Annotated in this window: 23 protein-coding genes; 3 read left to right on the forward strand and 20 right to left on the reverse strand. The window is 59.2% G+C overall.

Annotated elements, in window-relative coordinates:
* Positions 1-326: 326 nt before the first annotated feature.
* From SPI05_RS06245 to SPI05_RS06255, 3 genes are all read right to left on the reverse strand, one after another.
* Positions 327-1328: a flagellin gene (locus SPI05_RS06245; RefSeq protein WP_321077139.1), complete on the reverse strand. Its 1002-nt coding sequence runs from the start codon at positions 1326-1328 to the stop codon at positions 327-329.
* Positions 1329-1561: 233 nt separating this feature from the next.
* The gene (locus SPI05_RS06250; protein WP_414601973.1) at positions 1562-2821 is read right to left on the reverse strand and encodes a flagellin; all 1260 of its coding nucleotides are present in this window, start codon (positions 2819-2821) and stop codon (positions 1562-1564) included.
* A 194-nt stretch (positions 2822-3015) separates the two neighbouring features.
* Positions 3016-3711 (reverse strand): CDGSH iron-sulfur domain-containing protein, encoded by a 696-nt coding sequence (locus SPI05_RS06255; protein ID WP_321077143.1) that lies wholly within the window; start codon positions 3709-3711, stop codon positions 3016-3018.
* Positions 3712-4143: 432 nt separating this feature from the next.
* Between SPI05_RS06255 and SPI05_RS06260 the strand changes: the two genes are divergently transcribed.
* Positions 4144-5043, forward strand: a complete 900-nt coding sequence (locus SPI05_RS06260) for a hypothetical protein (RefSeq protein WP_321077144.1) — start codon at positions 4144-4146, stop codon at positions 5041-5043.
* A gap of 44 nt (positions 5044-5087) precedes the next feature.
* Here SPI05_RS06260 and SPI05_RS06265 read toward each other — a convergent pair whose 3' ends face one another.
* Entirely contained in the window at positions 5088-5411 is a 324-nt protein-coding gene (locus tag SPI05_RS06265) for a sterol carrier family protein (RefSeq protein WP_414601975.1), read from the reverse strand.
* Between the two features lie 264 nt (positions 5412-5675).
* Between SPI05_RS06265 and SPI05_RS06270 the strand changes: the two genes are divergently transcribed.
* On the forward strand, positions 5676-6461 hold the full coding sequence (locus SPI05_RS06270) for a hypothetical protein (protein WP_321077147.1): 786 nt from the start codon (positions 5676-5678) through the stop codon (positions 6459-6461).
* A gap of 201 nt (positions 6462-6662) precedes the next feature.
* Here SPI05_RS06270 and galK read toward each other — a convergent pair whose 3' ends face one another.
* Both galK and galT read right to left on the reverse strand, forming a co-directional pair.
* The gene (galK, locus tag SPI05_RS06275) at positions 6663-8042 is read right to left on the reverse strand and encodes a galactokinase (protein WP_321077148.1); all 1380 of its coding nucleotides are present in this window, start codon (positions 8040-8042) and stop codon (positions 6663-6665) included.
* Positions 8043-8135: 93 nt separating this feature from the next.
* On the reverse strand, positions 8136-9395 hold the full coding sequence (gene galT, locus SPI05_RS06280; RefSeq protein WP_321077150.1) for a galactose-1-phosphate uridylyltransferase: 1260 nt from the start codon (positions 9393-9395) through the stop codon (positions 8136-8138).
* Between the two features lie 179 nt (positions 9396-9574).
* Here galT and SPI05_RS06285 point away from each other — a divergent pair, with 179 nt between their 5' ends.
* Positions 9575-11626: an NAD(+) synthase gene (locus SPI05_RS06285; protein WP_321077151.1), complete on the forward strand. Its 2052-nt coding sequence runs from the start codon at positions 9575-9577 to the stop codon at positions 11624-11626.
* 228 nt (positions 11627-11854) lie between these two features.
* Here the strand turns inward: SPI05_RS06285 and gdhA are convergent, their stop codons facing one another.
* The 14 genes from gdhA to SPI05_RS06355 all read right to left on the reverse strand — a co-directional run bounded on the left by gdhA (position 11855) and on the right by SPI05_RS06355 (position 26334).
* Positions 11855-13195 (reverse strand): NADP-specific glutamate dehydrogenase, encoded by a 1341-nt coding sequence (gene gdhA, locus SPI05_RS06290; protein ID WP_321077152.1) that lies wholly within the window; start codon positions 13193-13195, stop codon positions 11855-11857.
* A gap of 200 nt (positions 13196-13395) precedes the next feature.
* Complete coding sequence (locus tag SPI05_RS06295) at positions 13396-13998, reverse strand: peroxiredoxin (RefSeq protein ID WP_321077153.1); 603 nt, start codon at positions 13996-13998, stop codon at positions 13396-13398.
* Positions 13999-14124: 126 nt separating this feature from the next.
* Positions 14125-16455 carry a phosphoribosylformylglycinamidine synthase subunit PurL gene (purL, locus tag SPI05_RS06300; RefSeq protein WP_321077154.1) on the reverse strand — a complete coding sequence of 777 codons (2331 nt, stop codon included), beginning with the start codon at positions 16453-16455 and terminating at the stop codon, positions 14125-14127.
* A gap of 71 nt (positions 16456-16526) precedes the next feature.
* The gene (purQ, locus tag SPI05_RS06305) at positions 16527-17231 is read right to left on the reverse strand and encodes a phosphoribosylformylglycinamidine synthase subunit PurQ (protein ID WP_321077156.1); all 705 of its coding nucleotides are present in this window, start codon (positions 17229-17231) and stop codon (positions 16527-16529) included.
* Positions 17228-17488: a phosphoribosylformylglycinamidine synthase subunit PurS gene (gene purS / locus SPI05_RS06310; RefSeq protein WP_282920915.1), complete on the reverse strand. Its 261-nt coding sequence runs from the start codon at positions 17486-17488 to the stop codon at positions 17228-17230. Before purS ends, purQ begins: the two co-directional genes overlap by 4 nt.
* Before the next feature lie 69 nt (positions 17489-17557).
* A complete protein-coding gene (locus SPI05_RS06315) occupies positions 17558-18541 on the reverse strand; it encodes a phosphoribosylaminoimidazolesuccinocarboxamide synthase (protein ID WP_321077158.1) in 984 nt (327 codons plus the stop codon).
* A gap of 897 nt (positions 18542-19438) precedes the next feature.
* On the reverse strand, positions 19439-19927 hold the full coding sequence (locus SPI05_RS06320; protein ID WP_321077160.1) for a hypothetical protein: 489 nt from the start codon (positions 19925-19927) through the stop codon (positions 19439-19441).
* Positions 19924-20283 (reverse strand): response regulator, encoded by a 360-nt coding sequence (locus SPI05_RS06325; protein WP_004007547.1) that lies wholly within the window; start codon positions 20281-20283, stop codon positions 19924-19926. The genes SPI05_RS06320 and SPI05_RS06325 overlap by 4 nt, the downstream gene beginning before the upstream one ends.
* A gap of 21 nt (positions 20284-20304) precedes the next feature.
* On the reverse strand, positions 20305-20769 hold the full coding sequence (locus SPI05_RS06330) for a chemotaxis protein CheX (RefSeq protein ID WP_321077162.1): 465 nt from the start codon (positions 20767-20769) through the stop codon (positions 20305-20307).
* Positions 20770-20849: 80 nt separating this feature from the next.
* Complete coding sequence (locus SPI05_RS06335) at positions 20850-21224, reverse strand: response regulator (RefSeq protein ID WP_282920911.1); 375 nt, start codon at positions 21222-21224, stop codon at positions 20850-20852.
* Positions 21221-22045: a protein-glutamate O-methyltransferase CheR gene (locus SPI05_RS06340; protein WP_321077164.1), complete on the reverse strand. Its 825-nt coding sequence runs from the start codon at positions 22043-22045 to the stop codon at positions 21221-21223. Before SPI05_RS06340 ends, SPI05_RS06335 begins: the two co-directional genes overlap by 4 nt.
* Positions 22042-23169 carry a chemotaxis response regulator protein-glutamate methylesterase gene (locus tag SPI05_RS06345; RefSeq protein WP_321077165.1) on the reverse strand — a complete coding sequence of 376 codons (1128 nt, stop codon included), beginning with the start codon at positions 23167-23169 and terminating at the stop codon, positions 22042-22044. The genes SPI05_RS06340 and SPI05_RS06345 overlap by 4 nt, the downstream gene beginning before the upstream one ends.
* Before the next feature lie 243 nt (positions 23170-23412).
* Positions 23413-23850 carry a chemotaxis protein CheW gene (locus SPI05_RS06350; protein ID WP_004008847.1) on the reverse strand — a complete coding sequence of 146 codons (438 nt, stop codon included), beginning with the start codon at positions 23848-23850 and terminating at the stop codon, positions 23413-23415.
* Positions 23851-23856: 6 nt separating this feature from the next.
* Positions 23857-26334 (reverse strand): chemotaxis protein CheA, encoded by a 2478-nt coding sequence (locus tag SPI05_RS06355; RefSeq protein WP_321077168.1) that lies wholly within the window; start codon positions 26332-26334, stop codon positions 23857-23859.
* Positions 26335-26361: the final 27 nt, after the last annotated feature.

Here is a 26361-nt window from a genome sequence, read left to right on the forward strand (position 1 = left end):
ACTGCCCCGGAAATTTTGGGTATTGTTGCCTTGTTTGTAAATAACTAGGGAGAATCGCCGGTTAGCTGCCATTTTTGGCAGCTACCCGGCTATTCTCCCCCTATAATCCACGCAAGCCCCGATACCCGGCAACAAACAGCCCCTAAATTCCTCGGATAACCCGGACGGCCATGAGGTTGTTGCGGGCGGCGGAGCAAGACCCCGCGACCAAATCGGCGGGCACGGGTCGGGGAGTTAGTGGGTGGGTTAAATGGGGGAACCCCCGCGAGAGCGGGGGTTCCCAATAAGCTAGAGCCGGGTTACAGCCAGCCTGTCTGTCATAGCGCTTAGCGGAGCAGGGACAGAACGGTCTGGGGAACCTGGTTGGCTTGGGCCAGCATGGAAGTGCCAGCCTGCTGCAGAATCTGGCTGCGAGTGAACTGCATCATTTCCTCGGCCATATCCGTATCGCGGATACGAGACTCGGAAGCGGACAGGTTCTCAACCGCCACATTCAGGTTGTTGATGGTGTGCTCGAAACGGTTCTGAACCGAGCCGAAATCAGAACGCAGCTTGGACACAGCCGCAATCGCCTTATCGATGGAGCCGAGTTCCGCCTGGAACAGGGCGTGGGTGGTCAAAACCGGCTTTGCGCCAGTTGCTTGACCAGCAGCGTCATTTTCAGGCTTGCCGTCACGGCTGTAAGCCTTGAGTCCAGCATCCTTCAAAATCGTGGCGAGGTCGGCGAGTTGGACATCAATGTCATCCACGCGGGACGCACCATTTGCACCAACCTGGAACTGCATGATGCCGCCTTTACCAGCGCCACCTGCACCCTTGGCAGCAGTCCACCACTTGTCCTGAACAGTGTCTGCCGTGATTTCAGGCTTACCTTCACCAACAGTGGTGTTATCCTTGATTTCCTTGCCGTCCCACAGCAGCTTGCGACCATCGAAGTTGGTGGACGTGCCAACGCGGTAAATCTCTTCCTTCAGCTGAGCCATTTCCTGCTCAACGTAAGCACGAGCCTTATCATCATTGGTGTCGTTAGCACCCTTGACAGCCAGCTCACGCAGACGCTGGAGCATGTCGTGAACCTCATTCAGGGCACCTTCAGCGGTCTGAACCACCGAGATACCATCCTGAGCGTTCTTAACAGCCTGCTTGTTGCCACGAACCTGAGCGCGCAAGCCCTCAGAAATCGCCAAGCCGGACGAGTCATCGGCAGCCCGGTTAATCCGGAAGCCAGAAGACAGCTTTTCCAAGGACTTGCCCAGAGTGGACTGGGTCAAGCTCAAGTTGCGGTAGCTGTTCATAGCCATGATGTTCTGATTGATAGACAAAGCCATTTTAAAATCCTCCTGATTAGACCAGTCGGCAATTTACCGTCCTGGTTGCCTTGCGTCAGACTTCCTGTCCGACAAACCATTCAATCGGATGGCAGACAAGAAACTTTAGGAAATTCATTTCCGATATTTAATTTTACTGCAATTGTTTGCACAATCAAGGAAAATTCCCCGATAAACTCACGTCGTTCGTTTGTCTGGGGCAGGACAAACCGGGGAAACACCCCGATTCGGGGCTAGGCAGCGCTCAGCAACGACAGAACTCCGCGGGGAGCGGACAGCGCCTGGGACAATACCGCGCGGGAAGACTGGCTCAGGATCCGGCCCCGCATAATGTTCACGGACTCGGCCGCCAGATCCGCATCCTGCATGCGGCTTTGGGCGGCGCAGAGATTTTCCACCGAGACGTTCAAGTTATTAATCGTGTGTTCAAAGCGATTCATCAAGGCTCCCAGCGTGGCGCGAGCCCCGGAAATGACCTGAATCTGAGTATCTATATTCTCGATAGAGCGCTGGAATGCCTCATGGTTGGCGTCCTGGGGAATGTGGCCAATCTGATTCTGGGCGATGTCAGTGACATCAACAAAGGTGATGGCGATGACTTCCGCATCCGAGGCGTTCGCGCCAACCTGGAAACGCAGCGCATCGGCGGGCTGGACATATTTTCCACCCAAAATCTGGCGTCCCATCGCCTCGGTGGCCTGGCCGATTCGCCCGATTTCCACGCGGATAGCGTCCATCTCAGAGCCGATTTGCACCCGGGCGGACACGGAATACGTGTCGTTAGCGCCCTGAACCGCGAGCCCCCGCATCCGCTGGAGCATATCGTGAACCGTTGACAGCACGCCTTCTGCTGTCTGGGTCAGGGAAATCCCGTCTTGAGCGTTCTTAATCGCCTGACGGTTGCCGAGGACCTGGGTTTTCAGACCCTGAACCAGCGCCAAGCCGGAAGCATCATCGGCGGCCGAATTAATGCGTTTACCCGAGGACAGACGTTGCAGAGATTGGTGCAAGATCTGTTCCGCGTTCACGTTATAGCGGTAAGCATTAAGAGCCATCACGTTGGTAGCAATGCTGCGCGGAGCTCCCCCGCGGCTAACGTTGGCACGCGGCGCGCCCCCCAGTGGGACCAGCACGGCGTAACGCGAGTAGACCCCCGCCGCAGACTTGGACGCACCGAAAACAGAATCCGCGCCGAGCGAACCAGCTGCGCCGGACGCGCGAGGCGAACCGGACGCACCGGGCGAACCGGGCGCACCGGAACGGGAAAATCCAGGCAGAGAGTCGAGGGAAAAATCCGCATCGGAGGACTCCCCCAGTAACAAAGGCGCATCAGCGCGGGACTCAGTGCCGGACGAGTACGTACCAGCAGACCGATTCTGAAAAGGCTCAGCAAAATCATCGGTGTCGGGCGCAGAAAAAACCGCCGCTGACATGCCTGGCGACATGGCGACGGAGTATCTATCCACAATTAACGCGGTCATCGCTCCCACCATCCTTGGGGTCTTTTTGAAGGGTCAGACACCTCGCGTCAACCCATCACCGAGGAACATTCCTTGCCCTCGCACGGGGCGAATCTCGATTATTCCCGAAATCACACCGCAAAATTTAGTGTAAGGCGCGGCGGGCGAAATGTGAACAGCCCCATTTCAATTGTGCAAATGACAGGACAAATGCCGCACGCCCGGGGTCAGCCGTTGATATGCCCGTCATCGAAGCCGATATTCACGTGGCTGGCATCACAAAACGGGGTGTTCTTGGAGTCGTCACAGCGGCACAGCACGTAGCGATTTTGCACCGGGTAAGTTTCCCCGTTCGCGTCCGTCAGCGGAATCCCGCCCTGGACGTAGATTCCGGCAGAACACTCATTTTGGGGGTCTTGGACGACGACCACCAGCGGCTCCAAGTCCGGTTCCAGCACGTTGCCCTGCGCGTCCAGGCGCGTCAAACGGCCCGCCGGGCATTCGTCAATGACCTTGGCGGCCGCCGCCACCTGAGCCGGAGTTTGCGCCGTGGCGACCTGCGTCCAGGCGTCCCCGGCGGGCCCGTGACAGAACCGGGCGTAGGCGCAGCGCCCATCGTCGCCCATCCGCAGCTGGGGGCCTTCCACAATGTCGATACGTTCGGTATAGGGCTGGTGATTGGCCGTTTCTGTCCCCACGAAGTCCGCCTGATGATGCGAACCGTCACAAAACGGCTTGTCATGCGACAGTCCACAGCGGCACAAGGCGTAAGTTTCGCCCTGAGGCAGGGCGCGACCCGGATCCCAGGTGTAGCCCGACCCATCGGGATGAATCCGCGCTTCTCGCAGCGGCACCCCGCCGGTCACCAGGTAGGGCCCACCCTCGCTGACTTTGATTCCCATTCCCTTTGCTGACTGAGACATCGCAAACTCCTCGGTGAAACTTGACCATGAAAAGGTCAATAAAGTTTATAGAATCTGTACAAAATTGTACTCGCAATGACCACCTCGCGCGAGGGATAGACCGGATAGCCCCACTCGCACCAGACCAGGAGGACCAGCGGGAGGGAGAGACGGGCGCCCACGCCTGAAAAAATGCTGAATTAAATCCGAGTTTTCCTTGAATTTACAATATTTTTGCCCCTTACCGGGCGGTAATTTTTCCCGCCAACAACGAGCGTTAGTAAAGGTCAAGGCGACACGCCGAGTTCAATTGTCCTGACAATTCCCTGAAATGGCGTTTTCCTGCAGAAATGGTCCGTAATATTTCTAATGCGGCGGCGAAAACTGCCGAATATGTCAGGTGTAAGTCACCGAAGCTAATGAATGCCGAACAAATCGATATTGGAGTCGTAGATGCAGCTAAATGGTTTGGGCAGTTACCGGGCTAATAACCTAAGCACCCCGTGGAACAATGCCGCAACCTCCAAAGAACTCGCCGCCGCACACCCGAGCGCCTCGGGTCTCAGCGCCGGTCTGAGCGCGCTACGCGGAGCCACCAAGGCCGCCCCGGTTACCCCCACAAACACTCATGTCAACACCAATACAGCCAAGGTTGACGACTTTGGCGACGAAGTACAGGTTTCCCCCACCGCCAACACTCGGGCGGAAGTCGCCACCGAAAACTTTAAATCCCAGACCGCCCAAGCCGCAGTCACCACAGCCAACGTGGTCAATGAATCCTTGGGCAAAGCCGATGAAGTACTGGCCGGCATGAAAACCATCGTGACGGAACTGTCCAACCAGTCCCTGACCGGAGCTCGACGCACCGAACTGGCCGAAGCCTTCGGACTGCTGGCACAGCGCCTGGATAGCCTGGCTGACAACGAATCTTTCGCCGGTCACAAGACGTTGGACGGACGGTTCCGCGCCACCTTTACCGTTGGCGATACCGCCCGCATCACCATTGACGCCACCCTGCCCAACGGCAAGGGTTTCAACACCGAAGGCCTGGGGCTGCAGGGCTTCGCCAGTCTGCTGGCCGCACCGAACGCCAACCCCGCAATCTCACAAGGTTTAGACATCGCCCAGAACGCAGTCGCCCAGGTCCGCACCGGTTTGAACGACGCGACCGCCTCGACCGTAGACGCGATGACCTCCAGCTCCAAGCTGTTGAGCGCGACCATCGGCGGCACCCCCGCCCTGGCTCAGAACTTGGTCACCCGCACGATGTCCCAGCTGGCCCAATCCGGTGTCGCCGCTTTCACCGCCCAAGCGAACACGGCGACGTCTTCCGCCCTGCGGTTGCTGTCCTAAGTGGGCGGCTGCCCCGTCACGTTCACAAGTCGTCCCGCGGCGGGTTAGATTCGTAGCGGCAACAGCTCCCCCAAGTCGGCACGATTCCCCGAAGCCGCCACCAACCCTCGTGAAATAGCCGTTGACCAGGGCAAAATCCCAACCGCCAACGCCAGCCACACTTCAGCAGACATCTCGACGACCGCCGGCGGAGTCCCGCGCCGATGCGTCGTCCCCGGCAGAATCTGTACCGCCCCGAACGGCGGAACCCGCACCTCCACCGCCTGACCCGGCGCCCGCGCTTCCAACAGCTGCAGGGTAAATCGAACCGCGGTCGCCACCGTGGCCCGGGGCACGGAAGCACTCAAACCTGACAATTGTCCTATCAAATCCTGAGAATGCCGCGGCGGCACAGTCGCCTCAGACCCGGCTTCGGAGACGCCGTAAACCCCGGAAATCCAAGCAGAAACCGCGGCCCGACCGACTGCATCAGAAATTTTTTTACCCACAATTAAAAACTCTCTATTCCCAGGTTGCTCTCAGGATGTTATCATGGGTGGTGAATTGGCGACCAGGCTGGTCACCAAAATAAACCCCAGGAAGCCCCTAGTCCCCAGGATTATCGGAACGATGAGACGCTAAGGAAGGCCATCATGGTTGTTCAACTGACTACCAATACCAATGCCAGTCTGTTGGCACTGCAACAGGCGGCTCGGACTGCCCCGGCTCGGAACGCCGAGTCTCTACATGAGGCCGCCGCACCCAGACGCGTAGATTCCCTGGATTTGCGGGCAAATCCGCTGGCCGCCAAAGTTGGCCAGACCCACCAGACGCTAGAAGCCGCCCAGCGCGGGGTGGAAGTTTTGCGCGTCGCCAACGAAAACCTGGACACCGCCGCGCAGCACTTGGAGTGGATTCACAGCGTCGTCGCCGCCGGTAAATCCGATCCCTCCGCCCGCTTGGCACTGGCTGATGGACTGGCCAAGCTGGATCAAACCCTGCACGGGGCGCGCTACCAGGGCGAAGCTGTCCTGGACGGCACCGATTTTTCCATTGCTCCCGGCGCACACGGCGCGGGCGTGACCGTTGCGGTCGGCTCCCCGGATTTGCGCGACCTGGCCTCCCTGCTGGCCACCGGCGGACGCGGAATCAATGCCATTAACCTGGACGACAAAGCCGCCTCGATGAAATCCGTGGAACATGCCGATTTGCTGCTGTCCCACGCCAAGATTCAAATCGCGGCGCAAACGTTCGCTCTGGGCGGGCTGTTCAACTCCTTGACCGGCAGCCTTGATGAACTCGGCGGTCCTGCGATGACCCCCGACCAGGCTAGCGCCGCCACGCAAAGCACCCAGTCCGCGATTACTGCCGCACCGCAAGCCGCGACCGCGGCGCAAAGCGTCAGTACCGCTGTAGCTGAGAATTTGTTGCTGAACTAAGACTTTAGAGACGCGAGGCCGGTCCTTTACGTGGCCGGCCTTTTGCTGTCTGCGTATTGCTGGGTCCAAGCCCGGGTCGGGCCCAGTCTTTGGTGGGGCTGACCGAAACACGCCCCAGCCGCCGAACCGACCTGATGCGAACACGACCTGGTGACGACCCGGGCTCGTGACACACCGGCCTAGTGACGACCCTACCGTGAACTAAACCTGGCCGGCGGCTGCGGAAGGCTCACCTACCAGGAACGCCGGCGATTCCCAGCAGGCCTGGCTAAACGCGGCAGTCACATCACGCGCGACCCGGTCTACGTCATCCAGGTGAACCAGCGCGATGGCGCAACCGCCGAAACCTCCGCCCGTCATACGGGCCCCTAGCGCTCCGGCGTCCAGCGCCGCTTGGACCGCCAAATCCAACTCCGGGCAGCTCACCTCATAGTCGACCCGCAGAGACTCGTGAGACTCGTTCATCATGCGTCCCAGTTTGCGCCACTCCACCGTGGGACGCATCAACTCGTAAGCAAAGTTGCGAGTCCGCACGATTTCCGTCAGCACGTGACGCGCCCGGCGAAACACCTCCACGGCCGCTTCACCCTCACCCAGACGCTTGGACAAACGCGGCAAAATCGTGGCAATATCGGGGTTCTCCAGCGGCCGGTCGAAATCTGCAGGCTGCAGCACACCCACCAGCTCACCCAGAAACTCCACGCCCATCGCCGCAGCCGCAATCTCACACGTCTGGCGTCGGGCCGCATATTGGCCGTCAGCCAAATCATGACGCGCCCGCGTATCGATGACCAGCAGCTCCATCCCCGCACTCGCCAGGTCAAAGGGGAAATCTATCGTCTCGAAAGTCCGGCAATCCAGCAGGAACACCTGATTGGGGTGGCTCAGCAGCGCCGCCGCCTGATCCAACCCGCCGGTGGGCACCCCGACATAAAAGTTTTCCGCCCGCCGACCCGCGTCAACCAGCTGGTGGCGGCCCGGAATCGAATCAGCCAAGCCGAAACCGCACAGCGCGTCAATCCCGACTGCCACCGCACACTCCAGCGCCGCCGATGAGGACAGCCCCGACCCCAGCGGCACGCAGGAATCCACCGCAATATCGAAACCGGTAGCCGACCCCGGCTGTTCCAATACGTCCTCCAGACTCAGAATCGTGCCGCCCACGTAAGCCGCCGGGCCGCGGACCAGGCGCGAACCGTCCTCGGGAATCGCGTCCGTCAGTCCCCGGGAAAACTCGTCCAAGTCCAGTTCCAGAGCCTCGCTGCCGGGGGCGAACTGGGCCGAAATGAGGCGTAACCGGCGGTCCGGGCGCGGGCGCATCGCGGCATAAGTCGCATGGGGCAGGGCCATCGGTAGCGCGACCCCACCGTTGTAATCCGTGTGCTCCCCAATGACATTGACCCGCCCCGGGGCGCGAAACACGCCGGACGGCTCGGCGCCAAACGTTTTCCAAAACAAGCCGGCGGCGCGGGTCCGGCCCTGTTCCAACGTGTAGGGGTTCATGAATAGCGGCTGGGATTGGTCCGGGATGGCCGGAGCGTTACGCGGAGTGGCGGGGTTGGCGGGGTTGACGTCGCTCATGTTTTGCCTCGTTTCGTGGTGTGGATTTGGGGATTGAGTTGTGAAGGGCGGTTGACTTGGTTTACCTGCCGGGCGCGTACCGCGGGTGGCGGTCTAGTGGAAAGTCGTGGGGTAATCCAGGCCCGCAAAAGCGTCCAGCTCCATACACTCGTGGGCCGCCTGACGGGCGCGGGTGGCAATCCGTTCCGGGGTCGTATCAGAAATCCAAGCACCCATTCCCGATTCGGAACCCGCCAGGTACTTGAGTTTCCCCGGCGCGCGCAAGAAAGAGAAAAACTCGCAGTGCAAGCCCAGCTGGCCGCGACCGTCCGCGGGAGCCACCGGCGCTTGATGCCACGCCGAAATGTAGTTGACCGGCAGATACGCCCCTGGCTGAGCGTCCTCGCCGCGGGCCGGCTCGCGATGAAAATGGTTCGCCACAATCATCATCTTCAGGTAAATGTCGGCCAGCGCCTCACGTTGAGCCGCGTCCAGAGCCGCAAAATCCGGCACGATACGCCGCGGCATCAAGTGAAACTCAATGGGCCAGCGGGCCGCAACCGGAACGTAGAGCACCCAGTGAGAATTTTCCGCGACCACGCGAGTCCCAGCCCGGACTTCTGCGTCCCGCACCGAGGCGATGAGGTTCACCTCGGGGTCGCCGGTTTTATCCCCCAGGGCGCGGGCCTGGCGCAACATCGCCGCTGTTTTCGGCGTCAAGTAAGGGTAAGCATAGATTTGCCCGTGGGGATGCGACAGGGTTACCCCGATGTCCTCGCCGTGATTTTCAAACACAAAAACCTGTTTGATCTGGGGCAACGCTGAGAGCGCGGCGGTGCGGTCCGCCCAGGCCTCAATGACGGTTTGCATTCGGTGCGGTCCCATCGAAACTAGGTTCGTGTGTAAATCCGGGCCGAAACACACGACTTCGCAGCGTCCGTCGGCGGGACGCTCACAGAACAAGTCCTGGCCATCCGGGTGAGTTTCGGCGTTGTTTACGCCGGGAACTTCCATGAGGGAGGGGAAACGGTTTTCAAAAACCACCACGTCATAGTCGGTGTCGGGAATCTCCCCGTCTTGGTAGGTCGCGCCCGGACGCGCCGGACCCAGCGGATTGGCGTCAGCGGGCGGCAGGAAAGTGCGGTTCATGCGGTGAGCCGCCATCGGAATCCAATCCCCCGTCAACGGGTCGCGGCGCATAATCGGGCCCGACACCGCCGTTCCATCCACCGACTCAAACCGAGGCGGGAGCGGACGCGGGTCATCACTGCGGCGAGTCGCCGACCCGGACACATAGGGCTCAGAATCGTCAAAGTAGAACAAATCGCGGCCATCAGCCAGTTTTATCGCAGTTTTGCGTACCAGGTGTTCCATCACGTACTCCTTTCGGGTTAATTCTAAGCGGAATGCGCGGCCAAAGTGGGGGTATGCACCAATATCTGGGTCAGTCGGGTCGAACGGTGGAGTGCCAGTACGTGCGGTCGAGGTCGGATTGGTGGATTGGCGAATCGGCGGAGAGACCGCGGGCGGCACGGGGCGACTAAACTGGTTTTATGGATAACATCTATGCTCATGGAATCGCCCGCGTAGCCAGCGCGACTTTTACGATTCAGCTGGGAGACCCCCACGCCAATGCCCGCCAAATCGTCGAATTGGCCCGGGCTGCCGCCACCCAACACGCCGCCCTGGTAGTGTTTCCCCAAGACTGCCTGACCGGCGTCACTCTCGGGGATTGGGGCGCGAACACTGCGGTCGCCAACGCCACTGTTTCGGCGCTGCACTGGATTGCGACCCAGACCGCGGATTTGTCGATTGTGACTATCGTGGGGGCGCGCCTCGGCGGGGTGTCGAGAGCGGTGTCAATCTGGGGCGGAGAGGTCCACGACGACTTAGACCAGAGCTGGGGATTTTCCGCCACGAACCTGCCCGGACTGCATATTTTGCCGGTCGTCGGTTCGCTAAACCGGCTGGCCGCAGCCGACAACCCGGCTCCCGTCAGTTTTTATACCCGCAACTCTTTCGGCGCCGCCATGTCGGGGAATTCTTTGCCCTCTGCCACAGTCATCGCCCACCTGGCCGCACCGGCACACACGGTCGGCTCCACTCGCCACCTACACCGCGCGGCTCGCGCCCTTTCTCGCGATTTGCACCTGGCAGTCGTACAAACGATTGGCTCTCACGGTGAATCCTCCACCGATGGGGCCTACAGTGCCAGCGGATTTATTGCCGCTGACGGTCAGGTCCTGGCTGCTGAAACGCACCTGAGCAGTGCCGGTTTGACCCTGGCCGACATCGTGTTGCCCGAACTGGCTCGGGCGGTGCGCTACACCGGCCCGGGCTATACCGAACTGACCGGGTACGGAAACTTTGAAGTGGCGCTGGATTTGTATACCGAGATTCCCCTGCTGGAGCCCCCCGCCCAGCGCCCCCTGGTTCCCGTGACGAACCGGCGCTACCGGGCTGACCTGCGCGAAGCCTTTGATATACAGCGCGATGCCCTGGTGCGGCGCTTGCGTGCGCTGGGGAATGCGAACATTATCTTGGGAATTTCCGGCGGTCTGGACTCCACGCTGGCCCTGCTGGTTGCAATAGCCGCCCGCGACAGCGCTTTAGCGCATGAGTCGGCGCGGCAAACGGCACAGCCGAACAGCGAAAGCAACGATTGCGGGCCAGAAATCCTCACCTTTACCATGCCCGGCTTCGCCACTTCGGAACACACGAAAGGCAACGCCCAAAAACTTGCCGCCGCAGTGGGGGTGAGCTGCGAACTTATCGACATTCGGCCAACTGCCACCGAGATGTTGAAAACGATGGGGCACCCCGCCGGACACGGCGAGGCGGTCTATGACATCACATTTGAGAACGTGCAAGCCGGGTTGCGCAGCGATTACCTGTTCCGGCTGGCCAATCAGCGCCGCGGGTTCGTGCTGGGAACCGGGGATTTGTCCGAAAGTGCGCTGGGATGGACGACTTACGGGGTCGGGGACCACATGAGCCACTATTCGGTGAACTGCGGCGTGCCCAAGTCAATGATGCCCGATTTGATTCGCGAAGCCGCCGAGGTGCTCATCGAGCGGGAGTTAGTCGCTGACCCCGCGGCCTTGCTGGACACGGTGGAATCCATTATCGCCACCGATGTCACCCCGGAGCTGATTCCCGATCACGACAGCGGCGGGACGGCTCAACACCAGACGACAGAAGGGTCTATCGGACCGTACCTGTTGCACGATTTCTTCCTGTATCACACGCTGCGGGGAGCTGGACCGGACCTGGTCGGATTCCTGGCGTTGGCGGCGTTCACCAAACCCGCGGAGTGTACGGGTCAGGACGCCGGGGACACCGGGCAGGACAGCACGGGTACGGAAAGTTCCGCGGGCAGCTCCCAGGGCGGCTGGTCAAATGAGGGCCGCTACTTTACCCGCGAAGAAGTCCTGAAATGGCTGGAAGTGTTTTACCGCCGCTTCCTGACCCAGCAGTACAAGCGCTCTACCTCGGTCGATGGGCCGGTCATCTGGGAGGGCATGACGCTGTCGCCCCGCGCTGGATTCAACTTCCCCTCGGACTTATCCCCCGCGGCCGCCCTGGCGCAACTGCGTAACCTGTAACCCGACGCTGGAAAATTCGTTCGATACCCGCGCGGGTGTGGCTAACTGGGGAGATATGCCGGGTAGCTGCCATTATTGGCAGCTACCCGGCATATCTCACCCTATAAATCAAATCTGCCCCGGATAACCTGGCCAAAAACGGCTCAAAGTTTAAGCATTCAATACGGTTTAAACTGCTCGGTATGCCATACGGCATACCGAGCAGTTTTTTAGTATAAGCTGCGGAGATCAGATGACGCCGTGAGCCAGCATGGCGTCAGCGACACGGCGGAAACCGGTGATGTTCGCGCCGTAAACGTAGTCGCCGGGCTTGCCGTAATCCTCAGCAGTCGCCAAGCAGTCGGTGTGAATGTCGCGCATCATAGCTTCCAAGCGTTCCTCGGCATACTCGAAAGACCAGCGGGAACGCGAGGCGTTCTGTTCCATCTCGAAAGCGGAAGTCCCCACGCCACCGGCGTTAGCGGCCTTGCCCGGAGCATAGGAAACGCCGGGCGCAGCCTGGAAGATGTCAATCGCCTCGGGAGTCGAGGGCATATTCGCGCCCTCCACCACATACTTGCAACCGTTTTTCACCAAGGTCCTCGCATCGTTGGCATCGATTTCGTTTTGGGTCGCGGCGGGCAGAGCCACGTCAACAGGAACGGCCCAAACTCGGCCGGAATCGTGGAACTCCGCGCTGGGACGCTGCGCGGCATAGTCGGAAACCCGGCCGCGGCGATGTTCCTTAATCTCTTTGAGCAAATCCAGGTCGATGCCGTCCTTGTCGTACACCCAGCCGTTAGAATCCGAGCAGGTCACCGGCTTAGCGCCGAGCTGCTGGGCCTTTTCGATGGCGTAAATCGCCACGTTGCCCGAACCGGAAACCGCACAGGTCCGGCCTTCCAGGGATTCTCCCCGGTCCTCAGCCATGAACCGGGCGAACATGACCTGACCGTAACCGGTCGCCTCGGTACGAACCAGAGAACCGCCCCAGCCCAAACCTTTCCCGGTCAAAACGCCGGCCTCGTGTACGCCGGTCAGACGCTTGTACTGACCGAACAGGTAGCCAATCTCGCGACCACCCACACCGATGTCACCAGCGGGAACGTCAGTCTTGTCGCCGATGTGACGGTACAGCTCGGTCATGAAAGATTGGCAGAACAGCATGACTTCGTTATCCGACTTGCCGTGCGGGTCGAAGTCCGAACCGCCCTTGCCGCCGCCGATACCCTGGTTCGTCAAGGCGTTCTTAAAGATTTGCTCGAAACCCAGGAACTTGATGATGTTGCGGTTCACCGACTTGTGGAAGCGCAAGCCGCCCTTGTACGGGCCGAGCGCGCTGTTGAACTCTACGCGGTAGCCACGGTTGACCTGAACTTCACCGTGGTCGTCGACCCAGGGAACCCGGAAAATAATCTGGCGTTCGGGCTCGGTCAGGCGCTCCAACAGGCCGTAATCAGCGTATTCGGGGTGCCGTTCGATAATCGGATCCAGCGAGATTAGCACCTCAGTCAAGGCCTGGAGGAACTCCGGTTCGCCGGGATTACGATGATCGGTTTCTTGTAATACTTTTTCTAGTTTAGGATGCATGGGTTTACGCTCCTTTGTTTAATTTATTTGTCGCGCCAAATATACCATCGGTCTCATTTCGCAAACGAATCGTTCCGCATCTTGGACATGTAGCGACACGTTCCCGACAAACCCCCACCACCGACCTTGTGCGCACCACAAACCTAAAAAGTGACCGGGAAACCTGGTGAGGTTCCCCGGTCGAGAAGATGAAAACAGACTCAGATAGACAGCGACACGAGGTTCGTAGCCGCTTTGAATACGTCGAGGGTCGGTTCGCCCGGATGCCACCCGCAAGAGGTCAAGCCGCCGGACTGCAGGGCGTCGAGCTGACGCACCAGTTCCTCAGCGTTACGCCCGACCGAGCCGTCATCAACCGAAACGAAACGCACCCGATTATCGGGGTCGACCAGGAACGACGCCCGGTCGCACACGCCTTCGCGGTTCAACACCCCGACAGCTTTCACGAATTCGTGAGTCAGGTCGCTGGACAGCGGGAACGGCACGTTCTTTAGCAGCTCGTCCTTGGAACGCCAAGCCAGGTGGACGTACTCGGAATCAGTGTTCACCGCCACCACGTCACAGTGGCGTTCCTGCAAATCCTCGTACACTCCGGCGATGCCAGCCAGTTCGGTGGGGCACACAAAGGTGAAGTCCTTGGGCCACATGATGAACAGGCGCCACTGGCCTTCCTCCACGTCAGCGGAGCGCACCCGGGTAAAGTAGTCGTCTTCCTTGTTCACGGGCAGCTCAGAGAGTACGCCGCCCACTACGGCCTGAAAGTCGTACTCCGGGAACTCATCGCCAATCGTCAAAATCGCCATCGTTTATCTCCTCTGGACTTAGAGTCAGCATCAACCGTTGACGTGGTAATTGTATGCGAAAGCTGCAAATTATGCAGGCTTAAGCGGTTTTACTGGCCGGCACGGGCTCAGTCTGGCCGGCAAGGCTCAATCGAACAAGTCAGGCAACACCTGGTTGCTGGCGTGAACCAGTTCTAGCGCCGAGAAACGCACTTCGCCCTGTTGCAGGGTTATTGCCAGGTCGGACCCGCCGCTTTCGCCAATCCGCCACACGCCGATACCGGCCGCCGCCGCGTCGCGATACACCGCGTCAACACGGTCCGTACGGACGCAAGCCACGGCTCGCGCCTGAGTCTCGCTGAACAGCAGCGCCGTCGCGCCCAACCCGGTTTCGGCTTGCAGCTGGCGCAAATCCAGGCGCGCCCCGATGTGGAAACGGCACGCCATTTCCACCAGGGCCTGGGCCAAACCGCCGTTAGAAATGTCGTGCGCACCGAGGTGAGCCAGACTATCCGCGCCGGCAATCAAGACCTCGCCCAAAGCCTGCTCCGCGGCAAAATCCACCACCGGCGGTTTCCCGCCAAAATGCCCGTGGAACCGCGCCCAAGCCGAACCGTCCAGCTCCGCCGTGGTTTCGGCACCGAGCAGCAAAATCTGTTGCCCTTCAGCCACAAAAGCGGCGGGCACCACCCGCGTCACCGAATCCATCAACCCCAGCATCCCCACCACCGGGGTCGGGTTGATGGAAGAATCCGGCTGGCTCATCGTGTCTCCTGATGAGTTATACAGCGACACGTTACCGCCGGTCACCGGCACTTTCAGGGTGACGCAGCCGTCAGCCAAGCCCGTCATTGCCTGGACCAGCTGCCACATCGCATCCGGGTCCTCCGGGTTACCAAAGTTCAGGCAATCCGTAATCGCCACCGGACGCGCTCCGACCACGCACACGTTGCGGTAAGCCTCCGCCAGCGCCTGCTGCGCCCCGGTGTAAGGATCCAGCTTCGTGTACCACCCGTTCGCGTCCGTAGACAGCGCCACCCCGCGCCCGGTCTCTTCGACCACGCGAATGACCCCGGCATCATCTGGGTAGCTAAGGCCGGTATTGCCGCGTACGAAGCGGTCATACTGGTCGGTCACCCAGTTTTTTGCCGCCGCGTTCGGGTTGGTTACGCACACATCGAGGATTTCTTGGCGCAGTTTCTCCGGGTCGTTATCTCCCGGCATCTCCAGCTCGCCACGTGCCATCGCTTCCAGCACCGTGTTCGCGTTCAGTGCGTCTTGCCAAGCCGGTTTCGCGTAAGGACGGTCATAAACGGGCGAGTCAATGGCGACAGTTTTCGGGTCCACGTCCACGATACGTTGGCCGTGATGGTCCACGGTCAAGCGTCCGTCCCCGGTCACCGTGCCAATCACGGCGTATTCCACGTCCCACTTGCGGACAATGTCCTCAAACTCGCTGAGGTGGGCGGTCGAGACGATAGCCATCATGCGCTCTTGGGATTCGCTCATGAGGATTTCGCCAGCCGTCAAGGTCGGGTCGCGCAGCAGGACTTTCTCTAGGTCTACGTGCATTCCCGAGTCTCCATTGGCGGCCAGCTCGGAAGTCGCGCAGGAAATCCCCGCCGCGCCAAGATCCTGAATTGCCTCCACTACCCCCGCGTCAAACAGTTCCAAACAGCACTCAATCAGGACTTTTTCCATGAAGGGGTCGCCGACCTGGACGCTGGGACGCTTCGTGGGCATGCCGTCCTCGAAAGACTCAGACGCGAGGATGGACGCCCCGCCGATGCCGTCCCCGCCGGTGCGCGCCCCGAACAGCACCACGTGGTTACCCACGCCGGTCGCATTAGCCAGGTGAATGTCCTCGTGCCGCATTACCCCCACGCACAAGGCGTTGACCAGCGGGTTTCCTTGATAACTGGAGTCGAACTCGGTTTCGCCGCCGATGTTGGGCAGCCCCAGGCAGTTGCCGTAGCCGCCCACGCCCGCGACCACGCCGTGAACCACGCGAGCTGTGTCGGGGTGGTCTACTGACCCAAAACGTAGCTGGTCCATGACTGCCACCGGGCGCGCGCCCATCGCCATAATGTCACGGACGATACCGCCAACCCCGGTGGCAGCGCCCTGATACGGCTCCACGAAAGAGGGGTGGTTGTGTGACTCGACCTTGAACGTCACCGCGTAGCCGTCTCCGATGTCGACCACCCCCGCGTTTTGGCCCATACCGACCAGAAGGTGTTCCTTCATTTCTGCGGTGGTTTTCGCGCCGAACTGTTCCTTCAGGTGTTTCTTCGAGGATTTATACGAGCAGTGTTCGGACCACATGACGGAATACATCGCCAGTTCCGCCGCGGTGGGTCGGCGTCCCAGGATTTCTTTGATGTGGGCATATTCATCATCTTTCAGCCCCAAAGCGCGGTAATCTTGCGGTTCATCGGGGGTCTGTTGGGCATTTTCAACAGTGTCATAAGTCGTCATGAGTGGCTTCCTTTAATAGTTGATTGGGTGGGCGGTGCGTTTTGCTACGACTCCTCGATTTGGACTTTCGTTTAGCCCAGCACTGAGCTAATGGCGGAAGTAAAGAACTTAAGACCGTCAGTTCCGGTCCGATTTTGCTGGCCGGGGGTGGGGCCGAAACCCGACTCCACGGCGTGCTCCGGGTGCGGCATCAAGCCGACCACGTTACCTTTTGCGTTCGTAATCCCGGCAATGTCGTTCAACGAACCGTTGGGATTGCCCAGCGGACCGGCATAGCGGAACACGACCTGGCCCTCGCCTTCGAGGCGCTCCACAGTGTGCGGGTCGGCCCGGAAATTGCCCTCCCCGTTCTTGAGCGGAATAAGGATTTCTTCGCCTGCACTAAATGCGCTGGTCCAAGCCGTGTGAGTGTTTTCGACTCGCAACACCTGGTCGCGGCAGATGAACTTTTTATGCTCATTACGCATCAGGGCCCCGTCCAGCAGGTGCGCTTCGGTCAGCACCTGAAACCCGTTGCAAATCCCCAACACCGGCATACCCCGACCGGCAGCTTCGACGATAGACTCCATCACCGGAGCGAAACGCGCAATCGCGCCGCAACGCAAATAGTCCCCGTACGAAAACCCGCCCGCCAAGACTACGGCATCAACCCCGTGCAAGTCCGCGTCCTGGTGCCATAACTGCACCGGCGTGGCATCGGCCAAGCGCACCGCCCGGCGTGCGTCCTGGTCATCGAGGGTTCCCGGGAACGTCACGACCCCAACTTTGGCACTCATGCGTGATCCTCCGTGACGGCTTTGACAGCCACAACATCCTCGATAATCGGGTTGGACAGCAGGGTTTGCGCGGCCTGGCGAGCCGCCTCAAGGTCCGCTTCGGTCACGTCACCAGCGGTGTCCAAAGTGAAACGTTTGCCCTGGCGCACGTCCACAAAGTTGTCGATTCCCAGCCGCGACAGCGAGCCTTTAATGGCTTTGCCCTGCGGGTCGAGAATCTCTGGTTTCACCATAACCTCAACAACGATTTTTCCCATTTTTCTTCCTTTTTTCCTTGGATAGGTATTGGGCCGACTTTCCGGGGTTCCGGAAAGTATTTCAGAGTTTTAGATGAGGGGCTCACCGGTCAGAATCCGGTAAGCCTCCAAGTAGCGTTCGCTGGTGCGCTGGACCACCTCAGGGGGCAGAGCCGGAGGTTTGGCATCGCCGTGACGGTCCCACCCGGACTGGGGACCTGTCAGCCAGTCCCGCACATACTGCTTGTCGAAACTGGGGGTGACCTGGCCTTCCACCCAGGCATCGGCGGGCCAGAAGCGGGAAGAATCCGGGGTGATGACTTCGTCGCCCAGCACGAAGGACGCGGCGGCGTCATTGAGGGTATCGCCGTGGACGTAATGTCCGGGCAGCGCCCCGAATTCGAACTTGGTGTCAGCCAGGATAATCCCGCGTTCAGCTGCGATTTCGGCGGCTTTGCGGTAAATCAGCAAGGTCAGGTCCGTCAGGCTCTTGGCTACCGCTCGGCCGTGCAGTTGCGCAATGCGGCCAGCGGAAACATTTTCGTCGTGTTCGCCCAGTTCAGCTTTAATTGCGGGGGTGAAAATTGGCTCGGACAGTTTCGAGGCCTCACGCAGCCCCGGCGGCAGAGCAATGCCGCAAACCGCGCCTGATTGTTGATATTCCGCCAGTCCAGAACCGGTCAGGTAGCCGCGAGCCACACATTCGACCGGATACATTTCCAGGCGGCGGGTAATCATCGCCCGTCCCGCCACTTCTGCCGGCACGTCAACATCCAAGTAGTGCGTATCAACCAGGCCATTGAGCTGGTTAAACCACCAGCGAGACAGTTGCGTCAGCACTGCGCCCTTACCGGGAATCGGAGTATCAAGGATAAAGTCATAAGCCGAAATCCGGTCGGTCGCCACCAACATCAAGCGATCTGCGGTGGATATTCCGGCGGCGTCTTCGGGGATATAGATTTCCCGGACTTTGCCTGCCGCTGCCTTTTTCCACCCGGGAATGTCTGGAATCTCAGTCACTGGGTGCTCGAGAACGTCGCTGGGAACATAATCTGGAGCTACAAAATCAGCCATGCGTTCATTCTTTCACACATGCGCCAGCGCCCTCAAACCACTGTGCTTGCCCTCGTCTGGCCCAGATTTTGCCGCGAGATTCGGCGGTGTTCGGGCTGGGGTTGATGTTATTTGGTGATTAAATCGGGGTTGCTGGTCTATATGGTCACGTACCCCTGTTTAATCACCGATTTCGGTCACGAACTGTTGGACAGTGTGGCGGTGAATGTGCCTGGGCCTACTCAACGCTGAGATTTGGCTGGGGCCTGCACGGATTCTGGCCGGGTTCGGGTTCGGGGGGTTTGGCGGAGACATGGATTCCGGCGGGATTTGGTGGCGTGCGGGGGCTCTGAGTGGCAGAAATACTTGGAATGCTGCGCTGTGCCGCCTCGGGGACTTTGTTAGCGCAAGCGAGCTTGCGCTAACAAAGTCTGGGTCGCGGTGGTCTCCCGTTCTACTCTCTGAGCAAGTATGTGGCTTAGAGAACCTACGAACACCCGTGTCATGCCGGGGGACGCAATCTCGCAGAGATTGCAAGTACCCATATGCGCCTTCGAGGCCCTCCACCACCCTCGCGTAAAACCGGCCCGTCTTGCATGAATGACCGATTTCGCTATGCTCAGAGCCTATCGGCAGGAACTAGAATCGCCATAACCCGCAGGTTTAGAAAATAGGGAGTCTATGATGGTCCAGATTCTGGGTTGAAATCGGTCATTCGTACAACTATTCCGAAAAACCAAGGGGGTTTCACTCCCAAACAGGACAGAAATCCGGGATTTCAGAAAAATTCCAGGCAGGGCACCGATTAAGAGCAGTAAAAAAGGTTTCCCCCGGCTAAGTGCCGGGGGAAACCTTGAAGTTTCCGCACCGGGGATAGTGTGAAATATGTGAACCCCGGGAAAACCCAGGACAACGCCGCTAGTTAAAGCACATGACGCCGAAGCGGCCCTTGCCGTAGCCTTCGATGTCGAGGATGGAATCGCGGCGTTCCACGTAGGAGGTAACCATCTTGTACTCGTTAGCTGGCAGTTCCTCGCCAGGGGTATACATCAAACCGATGGTGACGTGCGGGGCATCGTCCTTGTTCAACAGGCCAGAGAAAATGTTGAGAATCTCGTAGACATTCTCAATGTAGCTGTCAGAGAGAGTGCCGTTGTTGATTTCGTCTTGCGCCCCGGCAGCGGGAATGAGCTGCAGGGCGGCGCCGGCGTAGGCACACAAATCCAGATCCATAATGCAGGCGGCGCACACGTTGTCCATAGCATCATTAAAGAACGCCACGCAGCAACCGAATTCCTCATCAGGCTTCAAAATTTCATAGTCCGGAGAAAGCTCAACGGTTCGCCCCAACAGCATTTCAAACAGGTCACGGATTTCTTTTCCAGTAGGCAAAGGGGTGGCACTCATCGGTTAAACGCTCCTAAAATCGACTTGAACGTGGCGGCATCAAAAGGTTTTTGAATCAGGAAGTTCGCACCCGCCTGTTGTGCGATTTCCCGCATCTGAGGGGAACCCTCGGAAGTCACAAACCCGACCGGAATCTTTGACCCGGTCGCCCGCAGCTGCTGCAGCATCTCAATACCCAGCATATTCGGCATATTCCAGTCAGAAAGAACCAGATCAGGGGATTCCGATAGCGCCAACTGCAAAGCCTGGGCGCCATCCTCGGCCTCCATAACTTCCCAATCAAATCCCGCTTGGCGCAGGGTACGCACCACAATCTGTCGCATCACTCGCGAATCGTCTGCAACAATAATACGCATCGACTACCTCCGTGTTCGCCCTTATGCCGCATCCCGAGTGGCATTAAGATCACTTATTGAGACTACCAGGAATTTGCCTTTCCAGTAGAGGTTTACGCTAATTAAAGGCGATTCTGGTTCTCCCGGTTTTTCCTTTCTCACCTGTGGAAGAATCAGGTTTCCGGAATCTTCCACAATAGATTTCATGTTTCCACCAATAACATTGACGATTTCCCCAAAAGCGTCCTGTTGATCTTCCTCGGTGACCTCATCGGTTTCACCCAGTCTGTACATGGCCCTGGTCAGGTCCTTTGCCGTGGAATCTTCCATCTCTAGCATGACGCGCAGCTGCTTATCCCCTTGTGAATCCACCCAGGCATAAACCGGATTCTGAAAGGGCTCGATTTCATCGAGCCACTCCGTCACAGTGCCTTCGTGTTTATCAATCAGAGCATAAAAGACATCGTTAGCGATGTTCAGCACCGCTTCCCGAACTTCCTGATCCATTATTTCTCCTTGTGTTCCTTACTGGCGAAAGACTCCGGGGTCTCGGTTTCACCGGCTGTCCCGCGGGGCTTTGAAGTTCCTCAAGTTCCCAAACCCAACAGCATGAGTTTTTCGTTGACCGCTTCGGGAGTAAAAGGTTTGATGAGGTACTCGTGCGCCCCGGCCGCCAAAGCACGCACAATCTGTGAGTGCTCCGACTCGGTGGTTACCATCATCAGGGTGATATTGCGCAGTTCCTTTTCCGCGCGGATATTCACCACCAAATCCAACCCGTTCATCACCGGCATATTCCAGTCGATTGTTGCCAAGTCGACGCGCCCCGTGGCGGGGTCGTGCAAGACTTCCATGGCCTGTTCACCATCAGCGGCTTCCAGGATTTCAAAGCCTTCACGGCGCAGGATACCGCCGATAATTTTGCGCATAGCACGGGAATCGTCAACGACTAATGCTTTCATTTCCCGCCCCCTTTCAATTTGTATACCGCACCTTTTGTCAACGTCATGCGCTCCCATACGGGATCCATCCCCATCGTGGTTTCTGCCGCGCCTAGGAACAAATATCCGCCAGGCACCATAGAATGCGCCACACGACGCAAGACTTCTCGCTTTGTGTTGATGTCGAAATAAATCAAAACATTGCGAATAAACACGATATGGAAAGGACCGCCCTTGGGCGGGGGCGACAAAAGATTGTGTTCCTGGAAGTTAATCCGCGACCGCAGCGACGGACTAACAACCCAGTTTGCGCCCTCGCGGGCAAAGTAGCGCACCAGCATAGGCGCCGGCAAGCCTCGGTTCACCTCCAGCTGGGTATAGAAACCCTGCCTAGCCTTGGTTAAAACTGCCCGCGAAATATCAGTAGCGACGATGGAAAAATTCGGAGCCTGATCCATCTCTAACAGGCTCATCGCAATGGAATAGGGTTCCTGACCGGTGGAACAAGCCGCGGACCAAATCGAGAGGTTGCGGTGACCGGCCTCAATCAGGCTGGGAACTACGGATTCTGTCAAACCCTTAAACGGGGTGACATCACGGAAAAATGAAGTCTCGTTGGTGGTCAGAGCCTCGGCGATGTCTTGCAGGTCACCAGCCCGGTGGGTCGCGATAACCTGTTGAATCCACTTATCCACCGCGGCAGGCCCGGTGAATCCGGCTTCCCGAGCCAAAGGAATGAGTCTGGATTCAACCAGGTATTCCTTTCCGGCGGGAAGTTGGATAGCGCTGCGTTGCTTGACCAATCCCGCCACATAATCAAATGTTTGGCGGGTCAGGCTCATCGTCGGGCCTCCGGGGCATAAGTCTGGACGTGACGCTGAATCTGGGTCGAGATTTCATCTAGTGGACGAATTTCGTCTGCAAAGCCGGCGTTGGCTACCGCCCCCGGCATCCCCCACACCACGGAGGTTTGCTCGTCCTGGACCAGGGTACGGCCCCCGGCCTCTAGAACCTTGCCGCAGCCGTTCTTGCCGTCCTGGCCCATGCCGGTCAGCACCACCGCCAACATGTCTCCACCATAGAGATTCACCGCGGATTCAAACATGACGTCCACGGAAGGACGGCAAAAGTTCACTGGCTGGGTCTGGGTCAACTTCACGCGCGGAGCCCCGGCGTTGCCGGCAAAAGTCATATGGAAGTTGCCCGGTGCCAGATAAATATGGCCCGGAGCCAGCATCATGCCTTCCGAAGCCTCCTGCACGGTTGCGGAAGTCAGTTTGTCCAAACGGGCCGCCAACTGGGTGGTAAACACGGGGGGCATGTGCTGAGTGATGACCATAGGCACCGGCATGGGACGGCTCAGCCCGGAAATGACCTTGGTCAGAGCCTCAGGACCACCGGTGGAGGAGCCGAGAATGACGATACGAATCGGCTTGTCGGGCATACCGGTGCGGTCGTGCAGTTTGAGCGGACCGGCAAACATGGACGGTACGGACGAGATATTGGCCCGAGCCTCGGGGGACAAACTGGAGGACACGGCCCCCATCGCCCGAACTTTACTGGGCAGCAAGCCCAGAATGATGGGAACCAGCTGTTCACGCACGCTTTGAATGGATTGCTGGACGGAACCCTGGTTCGCCGGTTTCGTCACGTAGTCCGTAGCACCGGCAGACAGGGCTTCCAAAGTCGCGCTCGCGCCGCGCTGGGTCAAGGTGGAGAACATGATGATGGGGTCTTTGCAGCCCATCTTGCGCAGCTCCCGCACGGCTTCGATGCCGTTCATTTCGGGCATTTCGATGTCCATAGTGATGGCATCGGGCTTCAGCTGTTTCCACTTCATCAGCGCCAGTTTGCCGTTCGGGGCAGTACCCACAACCTCCAGGTTAGGGTCGGCGTTAAGCGCGTCTGTCACGATTTTACGCACTACAACGGAATCGTCCACCACGAGGACTTTAATGCCTGACATCTTCTCTCCCTCAGCTGCGAGTTCTACCTTTTAAGGCTAACTGGTTTTACAGTTCTTCGCCCGACAACGGACGGCGGTTTTTGCGACGTGACAAAGTCAGACCGCGTGCCGCTTTACGTACATTTTACCCGTAAAAGCCGCACCCGAAACACACTGTTGCGCCCCACCCTTGTGCGGACAAATCGGAGGGAGCCACCGCAGTGACCCCCTCCGACTTTGCAATTTCTAAGCTACGGCTGGACCTCACGCTCCGCGGGCTTCCGCGCCGATAGCGACGACGCGCTCCACGTCGAGGACCAACAGCAGGTCATCGCTCAACTTGTACGCACCCAAGATGAGTTCGCGCATGTCCTGACCCAGCGTGTCCGGCGGAGCCTCGAAATCCGACTCGTCGACCTCGCGAACATCGCCAATCGAATCCACCATCAGAGACAGGGTCTCGCCGTCCAGGACCACCACGACCATCATGGCTTCGCGGGGATCCTCGCGGGGCGGCAGGTGCAGTTGGTTACGCAGGTCAATCAGGGTCGCGATTTGCCCGCGCAGGTTCACAAGGCCGGTAATGGCGGTCGGCGACAGCGGCACGTTCGTGATGTCCTCACCGTGCAGAATCTCGGTGACCTGATTGACTTCAATGCCGTAAAGGGCTCCGTCCAAGCGGAAAGTTACGTACTGCGTCATCGCTCATCACGCCCCGACCATGTCCAGGCGAGAGTTCATCTCGAGTTCCGCGTTGAAGTCTTCGATTTCGTCGAAGAAAGTCGGGTCGGCGGCGCGGACGGCCTGTTCGACGTCCAGCAGCTCGGTAACCCGGTCCTTCAGCACCGCAGAGCCCAGCAAGCCGTGGTCTTCGATGTTGGAGTGCTTGCGCTTGTCGTCGGCCACGATGTCCAGAATCTCGCGGACCACCATCGCCACGGAACGATCGCCCCGGCGATACACCACGACCTGCAGATCCTTGGGCTCCTCGTAGTCCATGACCCCGAGCAAACGATCCAGGCGGACGATGGGCAGAATCTGGCCCCGGTATTGGATGACTTCGCGGCCACCCACGCGTTCCACCGCCTCGACCCTGATGTGCTCCAAGCGGGTAACGGCGGCCAGCGGAATCGCCACGCGGCGCCCGTCGCCAATACCAACCACCAGCGCTTGACCGGTCACCTCGGAGCTGCGAGCCTGTGCGGCTTCCGCGTCCATCTGAGCCTTCTGGGCAGCCTGGGTCGTCGCGCCGGTCAGGGACTTGCGCGCCACCGCGCCGATATCCAGAATCAGCGCCACGCGGCCATCGCCCAGCAGGGTCGCACCGGCGTACAGGCCGATGGACTTGAGCTTGGAGGACAGCGGCTTGACCACGATTTCTTCGTTGTTGATGACCTTGTCAACCACCAGGCCGAAACGCTGGTCGTCGTTTTGCAGCACGGCAATGACGCCGTTGGCCTCGGAGCCGCGGTCGTTGGATTCCTCGGGATGCAGCACGTGGCTCAAGCGAATCAGCGGGAGCAGCATGCCACGCAAGCGGTAAACCGGCGAGGCGTTCACGTACTCCATCGAAGTTTCCTTGCGAGACGAATCCAAAACAACCAACTCGAGCAGGGACACCTGCGGAATGGCGTAGAGCTCGCCGTGGGACTCGACCGTCAAGGACGGCTGAATCGCCAACGTCAGCGGGATCCGCATCCGCCAAGTCGAGCCCTTTCCGAGTTCAGACTCGACGTCGACCGTACCGCCGATGGCCTCAACGGAAGTCTTGACCACGTCGGTGCCGACCCCGCGCCCGGAAATGTTAGAAACTGTCTTTGCGGTCGAGAATCCCGGCAGGAACAGCAGGTTAAAGATTTCCTTGTCGCTCATCTCGCCGAGCTGCTGCTGGGTGACCAGGCCTTTATCCAGAGCCTTGTTCGCCACCACGACCGGGTCGATGCCCGCGCCGTCGTCGATAATGTCAACTACGACCTGGCCGCCGGCGTGGTAAGCCTTTAAGGTCACCGTGCCCTTCGGGTCTTTCCCGGCAGCCTGGCGGACCTCGGGCAGCTCTACCCCGTGGTCAACCGCATTACGCACCATGTGCGTCAGCGGGTCCTTGATGGCTTCCAGCAAGGAACGATCGAGTTCGGTGTCGCCGCCAATCATGACCAGCTGCACATTCTTATCAGTCTGTTTCGCGAGGTCACGCACCACGCGCGGCATCTTGGACCAGAGGTGTTCGATGGGCTGCATGCGGGTCTTCATAATGCCCTCTTGCAGCTCGGTGGCGACTATGGACAAGCGCTGAGACGACTGCACCAGGTTCATGTCGGTCATCGAATCGGTCAGGCGCACAATCTGGTTACGCACCAACACCAACTCGGAGACCTCGCGCATCAACACGTCTAGCAGGTCGACATCCACGCGGATGGAAGAATCCGCAGCTGAACGCGAGGAACCGTGTTCCGCCGGCTTGGCTTCGTCCTTCTTGGATGCCGCCGGTTTCGATTGCGGGGCGGGGGCAGCCGGGGTGGCCTGGGCGGCCGGGGTGGCTGGGGCAGCCGGGGTGGCTGGGGCGGCGTCCTCACCCAAGTTCACATTGCCGTTCTCATCAGCCACATTGGTCAAGAACGGAATCTCGGCCGGAGCTTCCTCGGCGGCGGCCGGCGGGGTCGCCGGGTCCTCACCCAGGTTCACATTGCCGTTCTCATCAGCCACATTGGTCAAGAACGGAATCTCGGACGGAGCTTCCTCGGCGGCGGCCGGAGCCGGTTCGCCAGACATGCTGTCAGCAGCCGGCACTGGCGCACTCAACGTCTTGCCTTGAATAGCTTCAATCTGAGCGATGACGGATTCGATGTCCACATCGCCTTCTTGACCGGTTTCTTCCACTGAACCCATAATGTTGCGGATTCGGTCTACCATCAACAGCAGTACGTCAGCGGTGTCTTGATCCATCTCACGTACGCCATCACGCAGCTCGGAAAGCAAGTTTTCACCACGGTGTGCCAACTTCTCGAGCCGGTTGAACGCCAGGAATCCTGACGTGCCTTTAATCGTGTGAATAGTCCGGAAAATCGAGGACAGGAGTTCTTTTGAACCCGGTTCGGATTCCAAGGACACCATGTCTTGTTCCAGTTGATCGAGGTTCTCATAGGACTCGACCAGGAATTCGCGGACAATTTCATCCATTTCGCCCATAAAGCGACCTCCCAAATAAGTGGTGCC

The sequence above is a fragment of the Mobiluncus sp. genome (genome assembly GCF_034180645.1).
GTDB lineage: Bacteria > Actinomycetota > Actinomycetes > Actinomycetales > Actinomycetaceae > Mobiluncus.

Bases quoted from the DNA above. Each gene is read 5' to 3' on its own strand.
- SPI05_RS06245 (WP_321077139.1), bottom strand. From the start codon at position 1,328: ATGGCTTTGTCTATCAATCAGAACATCATGGCTATGAACAGCTACCGC.
- SPI05_RS06295 (WP_321077153.1), bottom strand. From the start codon at position 13,998: ATGGCGATTTTGACGATTGGCGATGAGTTCCCGGAGTACGACTTTCAG.
- SPI05_RS06315 (WP_321077158.1), bottom strand. From the start codon at position 18,541: ATGGCTGATTTTGTAGCTCCAGATTATGTTCCCAGCGACGTTCTCGAG.
- purL (WP_321077154.1), bottom strand. From the start codon at position 16,455: ATGACGACTTATGACACTGTTGAAAATGCCCAACAGACCCCCGATGAA.
- SPI05_RS06260 (WP_321077144.1), top strand. From the start codon at position 4,144: ATGCAGCTAAATGGTTTGGGCAGTTACCGGGCTAATAACCTAAGCACC.
- SPI05_RS06345 (WP_321077165.1), bottom strand. From the start codon at position 23,169: ATGTCAGGCATTAAAGTCCTCGTGGTGGACGATTCCGTTGTAGTGCGT.
- gdhA (WP_321077152.1), bottom strand. From the start codon at position 13,195: ATGCATCCTAAACTAGAAAAAGTATTACAAGAAACCGATCATCGTAAT.
- SPI05_RS06270 (WP_321077147.1), top strand. From the start codon at position 5,676: ATGGTTGTTCAACTGACTACCAATACCAATGCCAGTCTGTTGGCACTG.
- SPI05_RS06250 (WP_414601973.1), bottom strand. From the start codon at position 2,821: ATGGTGGGAGCGATGACCGCGTTAATTGTGGATAGATACTCCGTCGCC.
- SPI05_RS06325 (WP_004007547.1), bottom strand. From the start codon at position 20,283: ATGCGTATTATTGTTGCAGACGATTCGCGAGTGATGCGACAGATTGTG.
- SPI05_RS06330 (WP_321077162.1), bottom strand. From the start codon at position 20,769: ATGGATCAGGAAGTTCGGGAAGCGGTGCTGAACATCGCTAACGATGTC.
- SPI05_RS06335 (WP_282920911.1), bottom strand. From the start codon at position 21,224: ATGAAAGCATTAGTCGTTGACGATTCCCGTGCTATGCGCAAAATTATC.
- purQ (WP_321077156.1), bottom strand. From the start codon at position 17,231: ATGAGTGCCAAAGTTGGGGTCGTGACGTTCCCGGGAACCCTCGATGAC.
- SPI05_RS06255 (WP_321077143.1), bottom strand. From the start codon at position 3,711: ATGTCTCAGTCAGCAAAGGGAATGGGAATCAAAGTCAGCGAGGGTGGG.
- SPI05_RS06320 (WP_321077160.1), bottom strand. From the start codon at position 19,927: ATGAGTGCCACCCCTTTGCCTACTGGAAAAGAAATCCGTGACCTGTTT.
- SPI05_RS06340 (WP_321077164.1), bottom strand. From the start codon at position 22,045: ATGAGCCTGACCCGCCAAACATTTGATTATGTGGCGGGATTGGTCAAG.
- SPI05_RS06355 (WP_321077168.1), bottom strand. From the start codon at position 26,334: ATGGGCGAAATGGATGAAATTGTCCGCGAATTCCTGGTCGAGTCCTAT.
- purS (WP_282920915.1), bottom strand. From the start codon at position 17,488: ATGGGAAAAATCGTTGTTGAGGTTATGGTGAAACCAGAGATTCTCGAC.
- SPI05_RS06350 (WP_004008847.1), bottom strand. From the start codon at position 23,850: ATGACGCAGTACGTAACTTTCCGCTTGGACGGAGCCCTTTACGGCATT.
- galK (WP_321077148.1), bottom strand. From the start codon at position 8,042: ATGAGCGACGTCAACCCCGCCAACCCCGCCACTCCGCGTAACGCTCCG.
- galT (WP_321077150.1), bottom strand. From the start codon at position 9,395: ATGGAACACCTGGTACGCAAAACTGCGATAAAACTGGCTGATGGCCGC.
- SPI05_RS06285 (WP_321077151.1), top strand. From the start codon at position 9,575: ATGGATAACATCTATGCTCATGGAATCGCCCGCGTAGCCAGCGCGACT.